This window comes from Microvirga guangxiensis, assembly GCF_900102135.1.
Taxonomy (GTDB): Bacteria; Pseudomonadota; Alphaproteobacteria; order Rhizobiales; family Beijerinckiaceae; genus Microvirga; species Microvirga guangxiensis.
In genome coordinates this window covers 1-13,438 of sequence record NZ_FMVJ01000015.1, presented here as the reverse complement: position 1 = coordinate 13,438, position 13,438 = coordinate 1, and the positions used below count along the sequence as shown (strand labels likewise).

Sequence of the window (13,438 nt, the reverse complement as noted above, 5' to 3'; positions counted from 1 at the left end):
CGCAAACGGAAGACGCCATGGCGAAGAACACGATCTGCCTCTGGTACGACAAGGACGCCGAGGCCGCCGCCCGCTTCTATTCCGGGACCTTTCCCGACAGCGCGGTGCATGCGGTGCATCGCGCCCCCAGCGACTTTCCGTCCGGCAAGAAAGGCGACGTGCTCACGGTCGAGTTCACCGTTGCGGGCGTTGCCTGTCTCGGCCTCAACGGCGGCCCCGCGTTCAAGCACACCGAAGCCTTCTCGTTCCAGATCTCCACCGAGAATCAGGAGGAGACTGACCGCTACTGGAATGCCATCGTCGGCAATGGCGGCCAGGAGAGCGCGTGCGGCTGGTGCAAGGACCGGTGGGGCGTGTCGTGGCAGATCACGCCGCGCGTGCTGACGGAGGCACTGGCGGCCGGCGGCGCGGAAGCCAAACGGGCATTCCAGGCGATGATGGAAATGAGGAAGATCGACGTCGCCGCGATCGAGGCGGCGCTGCGCGGCTGATGCCCCAGCCTACTGGTTGGCCGTCATGGTCGGCGACGTCCGGCCGCCGAGCGAGGCCCAGGCCATGCCCTCGTCGCCCTCGCGCTTGATGTAGACGTAGCCCGTCTTGTGCCAGGGCAGGATCGCGTTGCGCTTGTTGTCGAGGATGAAGTCTCCGCGATTGGTGCGCACCATCATGACCGCGTGTCCGGCGCCTTCCTCGTCGATCACCACGGTCATCCGCAGCGCTCGGCGTGGGAAGCCAGCCTCGACCAGACGCTTGCGCTTGAGGAGCTGGTAGTCCTCGCAGTCGCCGTAGCCGTCCTCGGCGAAATCCCAGATGTCCTCGACGCCCCAGTGATCCTTGTCGGTCTTCGCCCTGATTCTGGCGTTCACATGCTGGTTGATCCGGTTGAGGGTCTTCCAGTCCTTCGCCGTGAGATCGATGGTGGAGGGTTCGGAAGGATCGACCGTGCACTCGGCCGGGTTCCGTTCGCAGAAGCGGATCCAGCCCACGATCGGCTTGGCGGTGCCGACCCTGGCAACGGGTTGCGAGACGCCCGGCAGGATGCTTCCAGTCTGGGTCTGCGCCTGTGCTGCGGTGGCAGTGCCGGAAAGGACGAGGGCGGCGGCGAAACGGATGAGGGTTCCGGAAAAAGGACGAACGTTCAGAAGCCCGAAGAGAGGTTGCCGCATTGCCCCGCCATGCCGTTAAGGATTTGTTCATCAAACCTGACACGGCGGATCGGGCGATCTCAAGGCGAAAGTTAAACAACGGTTAACAGGTCGCACCCGGCTTCGTTCCGTCCTTTCCGCAGCCATGGCTTGCTCGCAATGTCGCGGCAATGATCTCGAGTCGCCCACTGACGTCGTCGAAGGACAGGGCATAGTGGACGTCGGTGCTGTCGAGGTGCGCCTCGCCCACGCTGAGCGCGGCCTCGCCCAACTCGAGCAGCGCCTCCCCGCGGCGCTCCGCCGCCATCCCTGGATCGTAGGCGACCATGGTCGCCCCGACTACCGTCAGAATGTCGTCCAGGAGCCTGGTTGCCGCCGCGTCATCGCCCTGGCGGAACGTGGCCGTGACCTGGATCCGCTCCGTGCCGGGGCGATCCGCCGGGCCGACGACCTCGATGTCGACGAGGCGCGCGGCGAAGCGGCAGCGAGTGCCGTCGACGCAGGAGGCCTGTCGGATGCGAAGATCTGTCCCGATCCCTTGCAGTGCGGGGTTGACCGTTTCCGCGTACCGCGAGGGTGGGGCACCGAACGGTTCGGCCCCTGCCGGGGAGGCAAGGGCAAGCATGGAGATGAATAAGGCTGATCGCATGGCCCCTCCGGGAGGTGTCGATCCCCAGCCCTGGCATCATGGCGGACGAATGGTTCACCAATCATGTCCGATGCCGGATCCTCGTGAGGATGGAGCAGGATTCCATGCTTCCGGCGGGAATGCGGCGCTTTTGCTCCCCGGCATTCACAGGCTCGTGATGGGGCCGAGCTTCCCAATCCGGAGGGCGTGTGAGAGGCTCGCGCCATGAAGCCGTGGCTCGCCATCACACGCCTGCTCGGGATCGTCGCGATCCTCGGGCTCGTGCTTGCCCTGTTCACCGTTCCTTCGGTGGACGGCGGCATGAACGTGCCCGCGGCGATGGCGAGCACGATTGAGACGGCGTCCCCGGCCCATGACCTGGCGGTGGCGGAAGTCCCGTGTTGCGGACCCGCTCAGCCGTTCGTACCCGACTGCCCTAAGGGCTGTCCGCTCGCGCCCCTGTGCCACGCCAAGATCCTCCAGGACGTCCCGGCCGCCGGTGCGGTGGTGCGCTGGTCCAGCTTGGCACACCCCCTGATGCCCCGGAACGATGCCGCCCTGGACAGCCTAGCCCAGGCTCCGCGCCTCCGGCCTCCGCAAGCCTGAGGCTCGCGCCGGCGCCGAGGCCAGCCATCCGTGTCATGGCCGTCGACCTCTGATGATCCGATGCAGCCGTCCCTCTCGGCACGCCCTTTCAGGGGCTCCTTCGCGCAGGTCCGAGACGGCTGCGACACCTGTTCCCGAATGGGATGATGCCCCCTGTCGAAGGGGCGAAAGACACCCGAATGACGAAGCGATTTGCCGCTGCCCTGCTATCCACCCTGGCTGTCGGGATCACCCCGTCCGCGATGGCCCAGGCCCCCGATACCTTCCGTGCCGGCGCCATCGTGGTGGAGGCGCCCTGGTCCCGGGCGACGCCTGGCGGCGCCAAGGTGGGCGGTGGCTACATGCGGATCACGAACACGGGTTCCGAGCCCGACCGCCTGGTCGGCGGCTCCACCGTTGTCGCCGAAGGCTTCGAGGTGCACCGCTCCACAGTCACCGACGGCATCGCCCGCATGGAACCTGTCACCGGAGGCCTGGAGATCGGCCCGGGCCAGACGGTTGAGCTGAAGCCGGGCGCCATGCACGCCATGTTCGTCAACCTGCGGCAGGGATTGAAGCCCGGTGAGACGGTGGACGGCATGCTCGTGTTCGAGAAGGCCGGCGCACTCAAGATCGCATACCGGGTCGGCGGGATCGGGGCGCAGGCGGCCCCCGCCGCGGCCAACGCCCACCAGAACCATTGAGGTGCCGGGATGTTGGCTCTCAGGATCATTCGCTGGACCGCTTGGGCGCTGGTGGCCGTCGCCATCTTCGTCGGGACCGGGATCGCGGTCGGCTGGTTCCGAACGGAGTGGCTCGGCCAGCAGCCGCCGGGGGCGGTGACGAGCACGGGCACGCCAGCCGTCGGAGGTCCGTTCTCGCTCGTGAACCATCGCGGCGAACGTGTCACCCAGGATACCTTCAAGGGCAAGCCCACGGCGTACTTCTTCGGCTTCACCCACTGCCCGGAGGTCTGCCCGACGACGCTGTTCGAGATGAGCCAGCACCTGAAGGAGCTCGGGCCCGACGCCGACAAGCTGAACGTCGTCTTCGTGACCGTCGACCCGGAGCGGGACACCCCGGAACTGCTGAAGACGTACCTGGAAAGCTTCGATCCGCGCATCATCGCGCTCACCGGCACGCCGGAGGAGATGGCGGCCGCGGCCAAGGCCTTCCGCATCTCCTATCGCAAGGTCCCGACCGAGGGCGGCAACTACACCATCGACCACACCTCGTCGCTGATCGTGACCGACGCCAAGGGCGAGCTCGTCACCCTGATCGATTACCACGAGGAGGCGCCGTCGGCGCTCGCGAAACTCAAACGGGCGATCCGGGGATGAGCATGAGCGGGTCACGTCAGGCCATCGGGCCGGCAGGCTCCGCGATGGCGTCGCCGGACCCATCGCATCGGGCGCCCGCCTCTGGCCATCATGCGTGGGGGCGGCTGTTCGCCGCCTGGACCGTCGCGCTCGCCTCAACCGCCGGGGCCCTGTTCATCGGGGAGGTGATGGGGCAGGCGCCGTGCCATCTCTGCTGGCACCAGCGCGTGTTCATGTTCCCGCTCGCGGTGATCCTGGCGGTGGCGACATTCCGCGAGGATAGCGGCATCTGGCGCTACGCCTTGCCCGTCGCCGCGCTCGGCTGGCTCGTCGCGGCATTCCACTCCATGCTCTACGCCGGGATTATCTCCGAGGCGATCAAGCCATGCGGGCAGGGGCCGTCCTGCTCCAGCGCGGACATGACTATCCTGGGGCTGCCGCTTCCCTACCTGTCGCTCGCGGCCTTCACCGCCATCACAATTCTTCTCATCCCTGTCAGCCGAAGGAAATCGAATGTCTAAGCGCGTTCTCGTCGCCCTGACGGCCCTGTTTGTGGTCGTTGCCTTCGCCGGCGGGGCCTTCCTCTATGACCGATACGGCAAGGCCAACGTGCTTGCGGTCAACCGCGCCACCGAAACCCTCGTGCGATCTCACTCGCCGGTGATCGGTCCGGCGCAGGCTCGAGTCACCATCGTCGAGTTCTTCGACCCATCCTGCGAGGCGTGCCGGGCCTTCTACCCCATCGTCAAGCAGATCATGGCAGCCTACCCGGCCGAGGTGAGGCTCGTCCTCAGGTACGCGCCCTTCCATGAGGGGTCCGACGTCGCGGTCGCCATCCTCGAGGCGGCTCACCTCCAAAACAAGTTTGTACCGGTTCTGGAAGCGCTGCTGGCGAACCAGCCGGAATGGGCCATTCACGGCGCGCCTGATCTGGACAAGGCCTGGGGCTCCGCTGGGGCCGCCGGCCTCGACGTTCCAAGCGCGAAGTCCTTGGGATCCTCGCCAGTCTTCCGCCGTGCATTGGAGCAGGACGTCGCGGACCTGAAGGCTAACAACGTCCGGCAGACGCCGACCTTCTTCGTCAACGGCAAGCTCCTGACCGACTTCGGTCCGCAGCAACTCCTCGACCTGGTCCGGAGCGAGGTCGAGCAGGCGCGGAAGGGGACGTGATGCCTGCAATGTCTGCCTCGGCCGATCCCGTACGCCCTCGCTTGCCCTGGGTCCCATCCCCTGGCTCCGCGTGGGGCTCGGCCCAACGGAATGGATAGGGCCCCATGCTCAGCGGCTCCCTCCCGGCCGCCATGCTCGGCGGCCTCATCAGGGCAGGGAACAGATGCCGCGGGGGGGCGTTGGGACCATGACCCCAGGATGATGCCGTGCCCCGCGTTCGCTTCATACTCCGCCTCCTGACGGTCGCGATGCTCGCGCTCGGCATCGCGAGCGCCCCGCTGTATGCGGTCGCACGGGCAGAGGGTGGGACAACGGCCGTGCAAGCCCATCACGAGCACATGGCCAGGGTTACCCAAGTCACACCTGATCACGACCACGTCTCCCCGACGAAGCCCCATGCGACGGGCCGGACCTGCTGCCATCCCGGCTGCATCATGGCCGTCGTGCCGGGCTTCGCCAGCCTGGCGACCGCCCCGATGCCATGGACCGTCCTGGCGATCCCAAGGGATCGAGGGGCGGTGCCCATCCCGCCGCAGGGGCTCGACCGACCGCCAAAGCTCGCCTGAGCCAGGGACGGGCAGGCACGCCTCGGCGTGAGTTCCCGTTCGCCATGAGACCTGCCCGCGGCGCGTCAGGCGCCGTGCCCTTGCGGGCCGACACCTCACTGCGCCTGGAATTCAGGAGAAACCTTATGCACCAGATGTCCAAGGAGATGCAGGCCTGCATCGACGAGTGCCTGCGCTGCTACCGGACCTGCCTCGGCATGGCGATGACCCATTGCCTCGAGCAGGGCGGCAAGCATGTGGAGCCCGGCCATTTCCGCCTCATGATGGCCTGCGCCGAGATCTGCCGCACCTCAGCCCATTTCATGCTGATCGGAACGCCTCACCACAAGCATACATGCCGCGAATGCGCGGAGATCTGCGAGGAATGCGCCCGTTCCTGCGAACAGGTCGGCGACATGCAGGAATGCGTCGACCAATGCCGTCGCTGTGCGGAAAGCTGCCGCAGGATGGCAGCCTGATCCGATCCCCCTTCCCGAACCCCAAAGGAGACCTGTCATGAACACCCGTATCCTTCTCGTCCTCGGCACCGCCGCCTCGCTCGCGGCGTCGGGCGCCATCGCCCAGCAGGCCCAGATGCAGCATCCCTCGGGAGGCCCGATGGCCATGTCGACCGAAGGCCTGCCCGAGGAGTGCCGGACGGCGGCGCAGGCCGGCGGACAGCACCAGATGATGCAGGGCATGGACATGCAAGGCATGAACCAGAACATGCAGGGCATGATGGCCAACATGAACGAGGCCCAGAAGGGCTACATGGAGGCCATGACGAAGATGCACGGCCCGATGATGACCGGCATGATGATCAAGGACTCGGACGTGGCCTTCATCTGCGGGATGATCCCCCACCACCAGAGCGCCGTCGACATGGCCCGGGTCGTGCTGAAGACAGGCGACAACGCCGAGGCCAAGAGGATGGCCGAGAAGGTCATCAAGGAGCAGGAGCGTGAGATCGCCGAGATGAAGGATTGGTTGAAGAAGAACGCCCAGAGCGAAACCAGGAACGAGGCGACCGGCTCCACGAAGTAGCGCGAGCCCGTGCACAGGTTGGGCACGGACCGCTCCTCGCCTGGGACGGGAGCGGTCCGTGCTCGGGCGCGCCGCGCTCCTTTGATGAGGGGGGATCCGCTCATGGCCGGAGAAGGCGGACGCGCGGGCAATCAGGCGCCAGCTCGGTGTCGGTACGCCCTGGAGGCGCACGCCGCCAAGGTGATCGCCTTTCAACGGCAAGGCCGCCTCCTCAGGAGCGGCCGCGGCTCCGCTCCTGCTGGTAGGTGCGCTCGCGATCCGGCCAGGTGCTCTTGATATAGGCCAGGACGGCCTCGATCTCCCGGTCCGACAGGACGCCGGCGAACGCGGGCATGACGCTCTCATAGCCCGGCACGACGGCCGCCATGCCGAACTTGGTGATCCGGAACAGCTCCTCGTCGGAGTGGTGCCACGTGTGGCCCGAGGCATCGTGCGGCGGGGCCGGCATGCGCCCATCAGGCTTCGGATACTGCCAGTTGGGCTCGCCCTGAAGCGCAGTGCCGTGGCAGGAGGCGCAGTGGTCGGCATAGAGCCTCCGGCCGAGCTCGACCCGGGCGGCGTGCTCCCGGCCCGGGACGATCACCCATGCCAGCACGACGGCCCCGAGAACCAGGACCGCCGCGCCGGCGAGGATGGTGCGGCGTCGGAAGAAAGGCATCGGGAATCCTCAGGGTCAGCGGCGCAGGTATTTCACCAGGGCCGCAATCCCGAGGACGAGCAGGATGACGACGAGGAGCCAGACAAGGCCCATCCCCGCCATCATCCATCCCATGCCGTCCGTCATGCCCATCATCGGATGCTCCTCTCACGAGCCGGAGGAGCCGAAGCTGCCCCAGGTCCGCCCCTGGTCGGTGCTGGTCAGCACGCGGCCCTTGCCGGTGGAGGCGAACAGCCGGTTGGGATTGCCGGGATCGACGGTGAGATGCAGGAGATAGCCGCCCCCGAAGTCGCCACCGAGCTCGGTGAGGTTCACCGGTTCCTCCGCCGAGCGCACCAGCCCACGGCCGAGGACGAAGGCGTAGAGCGTGCCGTCGGGCGTGATCTCCACGAGGCTGACGGGTGCGCCCTCGAGGATGGGCGTCCAGGTCTTGCCGGCATCCTTGCTGACGAGCAGCCCGGCCTCCGTCGCCGCGTAGAGCGTATCCGCGCTTTTGGCCGAGGCGGCGAGATCGATCAGCTTGTCGGGCGTGGGGCCGACGACCTTCCAGGTCTTGCCCGCGTCCCGGCTGATCTGGAGCCCGCCGTGGGCGCCGTAGACCGTGTTCGGATCGGCGGGGCTGACCGTCATCTGGTGAAAGTCCACCGGGCCGTTCACGCCGGGGGAGACCTGCGTCCAGGTCCTGCCCTGGTCGGTCGAGGCGATGAAGCCGAGATTGCCGCCCTGGCGCGGGTGCCCGCTGGCGTACAGCGTCCTCGGGTCGCTCGGGTGCGGGCTGAAGCCCATGAAGTCCTGGACTTCGGAGATGCGCTCCGCCTTGCCGTCCGGGCCTGCGCGGAACAGGCCGTGATGGGTGGCGATGAGGAGCCTGGACGGGTCCTGCCGGTCGACGGCCAGGCCATGGATGTGCGTGTGGCCCGGGAGCTTGGAGACCTCCAGGATTTCGGTGGCTTCGGAACGGATGCTGTATCCGATGGTGGCGAGGGCGAGCGCGGCGGCGCCGGCCAGGGCGATCTTGTTCGTGGCGTACTTCTTCATGTCTGGTTCCTTGGGAAGTCGGCGGGTTCGAGGCCCCCGGGCAGGCATGCGGGAGCGCATGGCGGCTCCTGGGCCCGACGACGGTCGGGCATGTCCGCATCAGGGAATCCCGTCCCGCCCGGGGTGGGGCGGCCTTCCGCCGCCCCGGCGGGCTCAGGGCTTCGCGTTCGCGGCGAGCCAGGATTTCATCATGGCGATCTCGTCCTCTTGCGCCTTGATGACGGTCTCGGCGAGCTCGTGGATCTTCGGGTCCTTGCCGAAGGCCACCTGGATTTTGGCCATGTCGACGGCGCCCTGATGGTGGGCGATCATGTTCCGGACGAAGTCGGCATCGACGTTGCCCGTGTACTCCATGGCCATCTCGCGGTGCATGCGTTCGTTGACCGCGTTCATGGCGAGCGAGGCGACGCCCTGGTCGCCCCGGGTCTGGCCCATCTGCATGGAGCCGCCTCCGCGGCCCATCATGCCCGCCATGCCGCCCTGCATCATCGGGCAGTTCATCATCATGTTCTGGCCCATGCCGGACATCATGCCGCCGGGGCGCTGACCGCCTGGCATGGTGCCGCCCTGCGGTGCGGTCACGGGACCCGTCTGGCCCTGGGGGCTTGCCATCGGCGGGGTGGTCTGCGCCTGGGCCTGCTCCGGGTGGTGCGCGTTGTGGTCCGCATCGGACGGGACAGCCTGCTGGGCGAGGGCCGGAACCGACAGGCCGGCGGCGAGGACGAGAGCGAGAATGGATGACTTCATGATGGTTCTCCTCGAGAACGTTCGAGCTTCCGAAAGGACGATGGCCACGGGTGCGCGGCCCGACTGCGGATGTCGTCTCAGGCTCGGGGAGGAGGAGTCGTCGTCTCGGGAGAGATGTCATCGAGGAGAACGGACACGATCTCCCATCGGATCGCCCGCCGATCATGGGGCGCAGGCAAGCTCGCGATGGCGGGAACAGCCGTCGACCCGCAGCGGGCCTGGGCACAGGCCAGGGCGCAGCTCCCATCCGGTGCGGCAGGTTCCGGATCGCAGCAATCGTGCGCCGGGGATCCATGGGAGATGGCGGTCGCGGCCACGGTGCGATGCTCTCCTGCGGCCATCGCGGATGGCCCGAGCAGGCCGATGACCAGCACTGCCGCGAGAACGCAGCGAACCAGGCCGGAGATCAGGGACCGTACGGGTGTCATGCGCTCAAGACTACCTGGTTCAGTCCGCTTTCCATTGTTCCAGATCAATCCCGTCATCGGTTGGCGTTCCGCTTTCGTCAACGCAACGGACATCATCGGGTATATAATGGCGGTTGTCGAAGGCGAACCGAAGGAGGCCTCGATGTCCTCTTCAACTCTTCGAGATGCGCTTCCGGCCGCCGGCATGCGCCAGGGCGCTCCGATGAACCTGGTGGCCACGGGATGGGCCCTGACGAGCACCCTCGTGGGCCTGTTCGTGATCTGTTACGTGCTGTCGTTCGTGTGGCCGACTTCCGGCCTTGCCCATGGATGGGTGAGTCTCTTCGCAACGCACCCCGAGAGTCCCGGCCGGACCCTCGTGGAGGGGATCGCGGGCAGTGCGGCGGCGGCATGGATCGGGAGCGTCCTGTTCGTGCCGGTCTACAACCGGATGATCGGGCGCTGACGCGTCGGTCAGATGACACCGGACAGGCGTGCCATGAGGCCGGCCGCGAGCACGGCGAGAAGGCCCCAGCACGTCCAGTAGGCCACGGGCTCCCACCAGGCATCCGGAGCGTCGGCCCGGCGCTTGAGGCGGTGCCTGTCGAGCATGCCCCAGGCGTGGACAGCCGCACCGACGAGCAGGAGCGGAAGGCCAAAGCGGCCGAGACGGTCGGCGGCGAGCACACCAAGTCCGACGCCGAGAACGAGCGCGCCCGCGCCCGACGTGAGCTCGGCCAATCGCAGGCGGTCGGACCTGGCGACGGTCACTCGCGCTTTCCGTGATGGTGGCCGTGGCCCCCGTGCATGAACAGGTGCATCAGCGGGCAGGCCAGCAGGAGGAGGTAGGGCAGGGCGGCCAGGATGTGGCCCGTGTGCGTCGCGAACAGGTAGACGCCGAGCGCGGCGACCGCGAGCGCGAGGGTCCAGCCCAGGGGCGTGCCGACCAGGAGTGTCCTCCAGGTCCTGGGTGGCACTGACGGAACCGTTGGCGTGGCGGTCATGTGGAATCTCCCATCCGAGACGGTGTTCACTGTGAACCTTGGGCGCGGAAGCTGCCTTGATCTCGGTCAAGGGACGGCTTGCTATCGCGCCCGGTGTTGCCGGGCAGGCTCCGAAATCCGCCTGCCCGGCCTTTCAAGATCCCCGGGAGGCCTAGCGGGCTGCGACGCCGTTCGGCCCCTTTCCGACCGGGTAGGTCTTCCCGGCCGTGAGATCGTCGAGGTCGACGGCGGAGATGGTGTTCGCGTACGTGTTGGTGACGTAGGCGGTGTCCCCGTCGGGGTCGATGACGACGCCGTGGGCGCCCTTGCCGACCGTCACGTTCTTCACCAGCTTGCCCGTTCCCAGGGCGATCACCGACACGCGGTCGTCGGGCTTCGCCGCCGAGCCCTGGTTCGCCACGAGGGCGGTCTTGCCGTCCGGCGTGACGAAGACCTGCACCGGCCCTCGGCCAACGGGCGCCGTCCGCAGCACCTTCCGGGACGCGACGTCGACGATGGCGATCTTGTTCTCGCCATTGAGGGAGACCACGAGGGTGCGGCCGCTCGGGTCGAAGGCGACCTGGACCGGCCCGCGTCCGACCGGGACATGCGCGACCTTTTCCGGATCGCGCGGGTCCACGAGCGAGACCGTGCCGCTCTTCATGTTCGCGACGGCGAGAAGGCTCCCGTCCGGCGACAGGCGCAGGCCGTGGGGATAGTTCTGCACGGGGATGCGCTCCGCCACCTTGCGGGCGGCAATGTCGACCACCACGACCGAATTGGTCTCGGCGTCGGTCAGGTACGCAAGGCGTCCCTGGGCGTCGGGGACTACGTGTGCCGGGTGCCCTCCCACCGTCACGATGGTTGGCGCGGCCGGCGCGCTCCCCGACACGTCCATGAGAACGAGCTGGCCGCCGCCCGATTGGCCGTGGGCGGCGTGGCTGCCGGGGCCGCCGGCCGGCATGCCGGTGGCCAGCAGCAGCCGGCCGTCCGGGGTGATGTCGACGTTGTGCGGCGAGATCGGGATCGGGACCGTGACGGTCTTGGAGGTCTCGGTATCGACGATGGAGAGGCTCTGCCCGTTCTCGTTGGCGACGAAGATCGTCTCGGCCCGGGCGCCGGCGGCGCCGAGGGAGACCGTGAGGGCGAGTGCAATCTGAAAAGTGCGTGCGGACATCGCGTTGTCCTTTCTGAATTTCCGTTGAGGAGGCCCTGAGCTTGGTTGGTAGGGCACGGCTTTGGGAGCAACCCTCATGTCCCGTTGCGGGGCGGCATCATCGGCGATGCGCAGGGACGAGGGCTTCAGGAAGTCACGCGACGGGTTTGGGCGGCTTTGGTTGTGCGTCGGGATCCAGCCCCGACAGCATCAGGTCGTCCCTGGGATGGATGCAAACCGTTCCGGCATCCCGTTGGAGAAGGCTGCCGGCTTGGGAGGTCAGTGGCGCCGGAACGCAGCCCGCGGCGCCGACCGGGCAGGCCGCATTGCAGGGCAGGCCGCCCATCGTGCCGACCTCATGAACGCCCCCCGGGGATGAGCTGTCATGGTGGGCATGAACGAGTGGGCCGGCATCGGCATGGTCCAAGTGGACCGAGGACAGATGGGCGGCGTGCCCCGGAACCGACGGAGCCGCGGCGGCCGCCGAGCCACCGACAAGGCCTATCGCGGCGGCCGCCAGCAGGAGCATGGCCGTCAGCACGAGCCAGGATGTGTTCCGGATCCAGTTCATGCTGAAGATCCTAGCAGGCCGAGCGAACCGAACATTGCGCCACGTCAATGTTCGGGACGAACCGGGCAGGCCCTGAGCGGGCCCGCCCGGCCGGGTGATCACAGCCGTACCGTGCGCAGCCGGATCGCGTTGCTGATCACGCTGACCGACGACAGCGCCATCGCGGCCGCCGCGATGATCGGCGACAGCAGGATGCCGAAGAACGGGTAGAGCACGCCTGCCGCCACCGGCACGCCGAGCGCGTTGTAGATGAAGGCGAAGAACAGGTTCTGGCGGATGTTGCGCATGGTCGCCCGCGACAGCCGATGCGCCCGCACGATCCCGGTGAGATCGCCTTTCAGCAGCGTCACGCCCGCGCTCTCCATCGCCACGTCGGTGCCGGTGCCCATGGCGATGCCGACATCCGCCGCCGCGAGTGCCGGAGCGTCGTTGACGCCATCACCTGCCATGGCCACCACGCGGCCCTCGCGCTTGAACTTCTCGACCACGGCGCTCTTCTGCTCCGGCAGCACCTCCGCCTCGACCTCGTCGATCCCGAGGCGGCGCGCGACCGCCTTTGCGGTGGTCCAGTTGTCGCCGGTGAGCATCACGACGCGGATGCCCTCTTCCTTCAGGCCGGCCAGGGCCTCGGGCGTCGTTGCCTTTACCGGATCGGCGATGGCGATGGCGCCCGCCACCTTTCCGTCGATGCCGGCGAAGATCGCGGTTGCGCCGTCCTCACGCAGCTTGTCGGCCTGTTCCGCCAAGGGAGCCACGTCGATGCCGTGCTCCGCCAGGAACTTGGCGCTGCCGAGCACGACCCGTCGGCCCTCGACGGTGCCGAACGCCCCCTTGCCGGTGGGCGAGTCGAAGTCTGTCACCGGGGCCGTCGCGATGCCCTGCTTCTCGGCGGCCTCGACGATGGCGATGGCGAGCGGGTGCTCGCTCGGGCGCTCGGCGCTGGCCGACAGGCGCAGCACCTCGGCCTCCGTGAAGCCCTGAGCCGGGACGATGGCCGTCACGGCTGGCCTGCCTTCGGTGAGCGTGCCGGTCTTGTCGACCACGAGCGTGTCGACCTTCTCCATGTGCTCCAGGGCTTCCGCATTCTTGATCAGCACGCCCGCTTGGGCACCGCGTCCGACGCCGACCATGATCGACATCGGCGTGGCCAGCCCCAGCGCGCAGGGGCAGGCGATGATCAAGACGGCCACGGCGGCCACCAGGCCGTAGGAGAATTGCGGCTCAGGACCCCAGATCGCCCAGGCGATGAAGGCCAGCGCCGCCACCACGATCACGGCGGGTACGAAGTAACCTGAGACTTGGTCGGCGAGGCGTTGAATCGGGGCGCGGCTGCGCTGGGCCTCGGCCACGAGCTGCACGATCTGGGACAGCATGGTGTCGCGCCCGACCTTCTGCGCCTCGATGACGAGGCCGCCGGACTGGTTCATGGTGCCGCCGATGGC

The 13,438-nt window shown here is 67.8% G+C and carries 21 protein-coding genes; 10 read left to right on the top strand and 11 right to left on the bottom strand.

Annotation, left to right across the window (positions count from 1 at the left end):
* Positions 1-17: 17 nt before the first annotated feature.
* The gene (locus tag BLP10_RS19725) at positions 18-491 is read left to right on the top strand and encodes a VOC family protein (RefSeq protein ID WP_091138543.1); all 474 of its coding nucleotides are present in this window, start codon (positions 18-20) and stop codon (positions 489-491) included.
* Positions 492-500: 9 nt separating this feature from the next.
* Here BLP10_RS19725 and BLP10_RS19720 read toward each other — a convergent pair whose 3' ends face one another.
* Both BLP10_RS19720 and BLP10_RS19715 read right to left on the bottom strand, forming a co-directional pair.
* Positions 501-1,166, bottom strand: coding sequence for a transglutaminase-like cysteine peptidase (locus BLP10_RS19720; protein ID WP_091138540.1), 666 nt, complete (start codon positions 1,164-1,166; stop codon positions 501-503).
* A gap of 82 nt (positions 1,167-1,248) precedes the next feature.
* The gene (locus tag BLP10_RS19715; RefSeq protein ID WP_091138538.1) at positions 1,249-1,794 is read right to left on the bottom strand and encodes a hypothetical protein; all 546 of its coding nucleotides are present in this window, start codon (positions 1,792-1,794) and stop codon (positions 1,249-1,251) included.
* A 204-nt stretch (positions 1,795-1,998) separates the two neighbouring features.
* Here BLP10_RS19715 and BLP10_RS19710 point away from each other — a divergent pair, with 204 nt between their 5' ends.
* The 8 genes from BLP10_RS19710 to copM (BLP10_RS19675) all read left to right on the top strand — a co-directional run bounded on the left by BLP10_RS19710 (position 1,999) and on the right by copM (BLP10_RS19675) (position 6,436).
* Entirely contained in the window at positions 1,999-2,379 is a 381-nt protein-coding gene (locus tag BLP10_RS19710) for a hypothetical protein (protein WP_091138535.1), read from the top strand.
* Between the two features lie 179 nt (positions 2,380-2,558).
* Positions 2,559-3,062 (top strand): copper chaperone PCu(A)C, encoded by a 504-nt coding sequence (locus tag BLP10_RS19705; protein ID WP_175493984.1) that lies wholly within the window; start codon positions 2,559-2,561, stop codon positions 3,060-3,062.
* 9 nt (positions 3,063-3,071) lie between these two features.
* A complete protein-coding gene (locus BLP10_RS19700; protein WP_091138530.1) occupies positions 3,072-3,698 on the top strand; it encodes an SCO family protein in 627 nt (208 codons plus the stop codon).
* Positions 3,699-3,700: 2 nt separating this feature from the next.
* Positions 3,701-4,198: a disulfide bond formation protein B gene (locus BLP10_RS19695; protein WP_244510714.1), complete on the top strand. Its 498-nt coding sequence runs from the start codon at positions 3,701-3,703 to the stop codon at positions 4,196-4,198.
* Complete coding sequence (locus tag BLP10_RS19690) at positions 4,191-4,847, top strand: DsbA family protein (protein ID WP_091138527.1); 657 nt, start codon at positions 4,191-4,193, stop codon at positions 4,845-4,847. Before BLP10_RS19695 ends, BLP10_RS19690 begins: the two co-directional genes overlap by 8 nt.
* Positions 4,848-5,185: 338 nt before the next feature.
* Positions 5,186-5,413 (top strand): hypothetical protein, encoded by a 228-nt coding sequence (locus BLP10_RS22970; protein ID WP_139165546.1) that lies wholly within the window; start codon positions 5,186-5,188, stop codon positions 5,411-5,413.
* Between the two features lie 125 nt (positions 5,414-5,538).
* Positions 5,539-5,871 (top strand): four-helix bundle copper-binding protein, encoded by a 333-nt coding sequence (locus BLP10_RS19680; RefSeq protein WP_091138518.1) that lies wholly within the window; start codon positions 5,539-5,541, stop codon positions 5,869-5,871.
* A gap of 37 nt (positions 5,872-5,908) precedes the next feature.
* A complete protein-coding gene (gene copM / locus BLP10_RS19675) occupies positions 5,909-6,436 on the top strand; it encodes a CopM family metallochaperone (RefSeq protein WP_091138517.1) in 528 nt (175 codons plus the stop codon).
* Positions 6,437-6,647: 211 nt separating this feature from the next.
* Here copM (BLP10_RS19675) and BLP10_RS19670 read toward each other — a convergent pair whose 3' ends face one another.
* The 4 genes from BLP10_RS19670 to BLP10_RS19655 form a co-directional block, all read right to left on the bottom strand.
* Positions 6,648-7,094: a c-type cytochrome gene (locus BLP10_RS19670; protein WP_091138516.1), complete on the bottom strand. Its 447-nt coding sequence runs from the start codon at positions 7,092-7,094 to the stop codon at positions 6,648-6,650.
* Between the two features lie 147 nt (positions 7,095-7,241).
* Positions 7,242-8,132, bottom strand: coding sequence for a F510_1955 family glycosylhydrolase (locus tag BLP10_RS19665; protein ID WP_091138515.1), 891 nt, complete (start codon positions 8,130-8,132; stop codon positions 7,242-7,244).
* Positions 8,133-8,285: 153 nt separating this feature from the next.
* On the bottom strand, positions 8,286-8,879 hold the full coding sequence (gene copM / locus BLP10_RS23725; protein WP_244510713.1) for a CopM family metallochaperone: 594 nt from the start codon (positions 8,877-8,879) through the stop codon (positions 8,286-8,288).
* Between the two features lie 77 nt (positions 8,880-8,956).
* Positions 8,957-9,307 (bottom strand): hypothetical protein, encoded by a 351-nt coding sequence (locus BLP10_RS19655; RefSeq protein ID WP_091138514.1) that lies wholly within the window; start codon positions 9,305-9,307, stop codon positions 8,957-8,959.
* A gap of 142 nt (positions 9,308-9,449) precedes the next feature.
* On the opposite strand from BLP10_RS19655, the gene BLP10_RS19650 reads away from it, so the two are divergent.
* Positions 9,450-9,752, top strand: coding sequence for a hypothetical protein (locus BLP10_RS19650; RefSeq protein WP_139165545.1), 303 nt, complete (start codon positions 9,450-9,452; stop codon positions 9,750-9,752).
* A gap of 8 nt (positions 9,753-9,760) precedes the next feature.
* Here BLP10_RS19650 and BLP10_RS19645 read toward each other — a convergent pair whose 3' ends face one another.
* The 5 genes from BLP10_RS19645 to BLP10_RS19625 form a co-directional block, all read right to left on the bottom strand.
* Positions 9,761-10,057, bottom strand: a complete 297-nt coding sequence (locus tag BLP10_RS19645) for a hypothetical protein (RefSeq protein WP_091138509.1) — start codon at positions 10,055-10,057, stop codon at positions 9,761-9,763.
* The gene (locus BLP10_RS19640; RefSeq protein ID WP_210183645.1) at positions 10,054-10,290 is read right to left on the bottom strand and encodes a DUF2933 domain-containing protein; all 237 of its coding nucleotides are present in this window, start codon (positions 10,288-10,290) and stop codon (positions 10,054-10,056) included. The genes BLP10_RS19645 and BLP10_RS19640 overlap by 4 nt, the downstream gene beginning before the upstream one ends.
* 151 nt (positions 10,291-10,441) lie before the next feature.
* On the bottom strand, positions 10,442-11,446 hold the full coding sequence (locus BLP10_RS19635; RefSeq protein WP_091138507.1) for a YVTN family beta-propeller repeat protein: 1,005 nt from the start codon (positions 11,444-11,446) through the stop codon (positions 10,442-10,444).
* A gap of 133 nt (positions 11,447-11,579) precedes the next feature.
* Entirely contained in the window at positions 11,580-11,996 is a 417-nt protein-coding gene (locus tag BLP10_RS19630) for a hypothetical protein (protein ID WP_091138504.1), read from the bottom strand.
* A 98-nt stretch (positions 11,997-12,094) separates the two neighbouring features.
* A partial coding sequence (locus BLP10_RS19625; protein WP_139165543.1) for a copper-translocating P-type ATPase occupies positions 12,095-13,438 on the bottom strand: 1,344 nt, incomplete at its 5' end.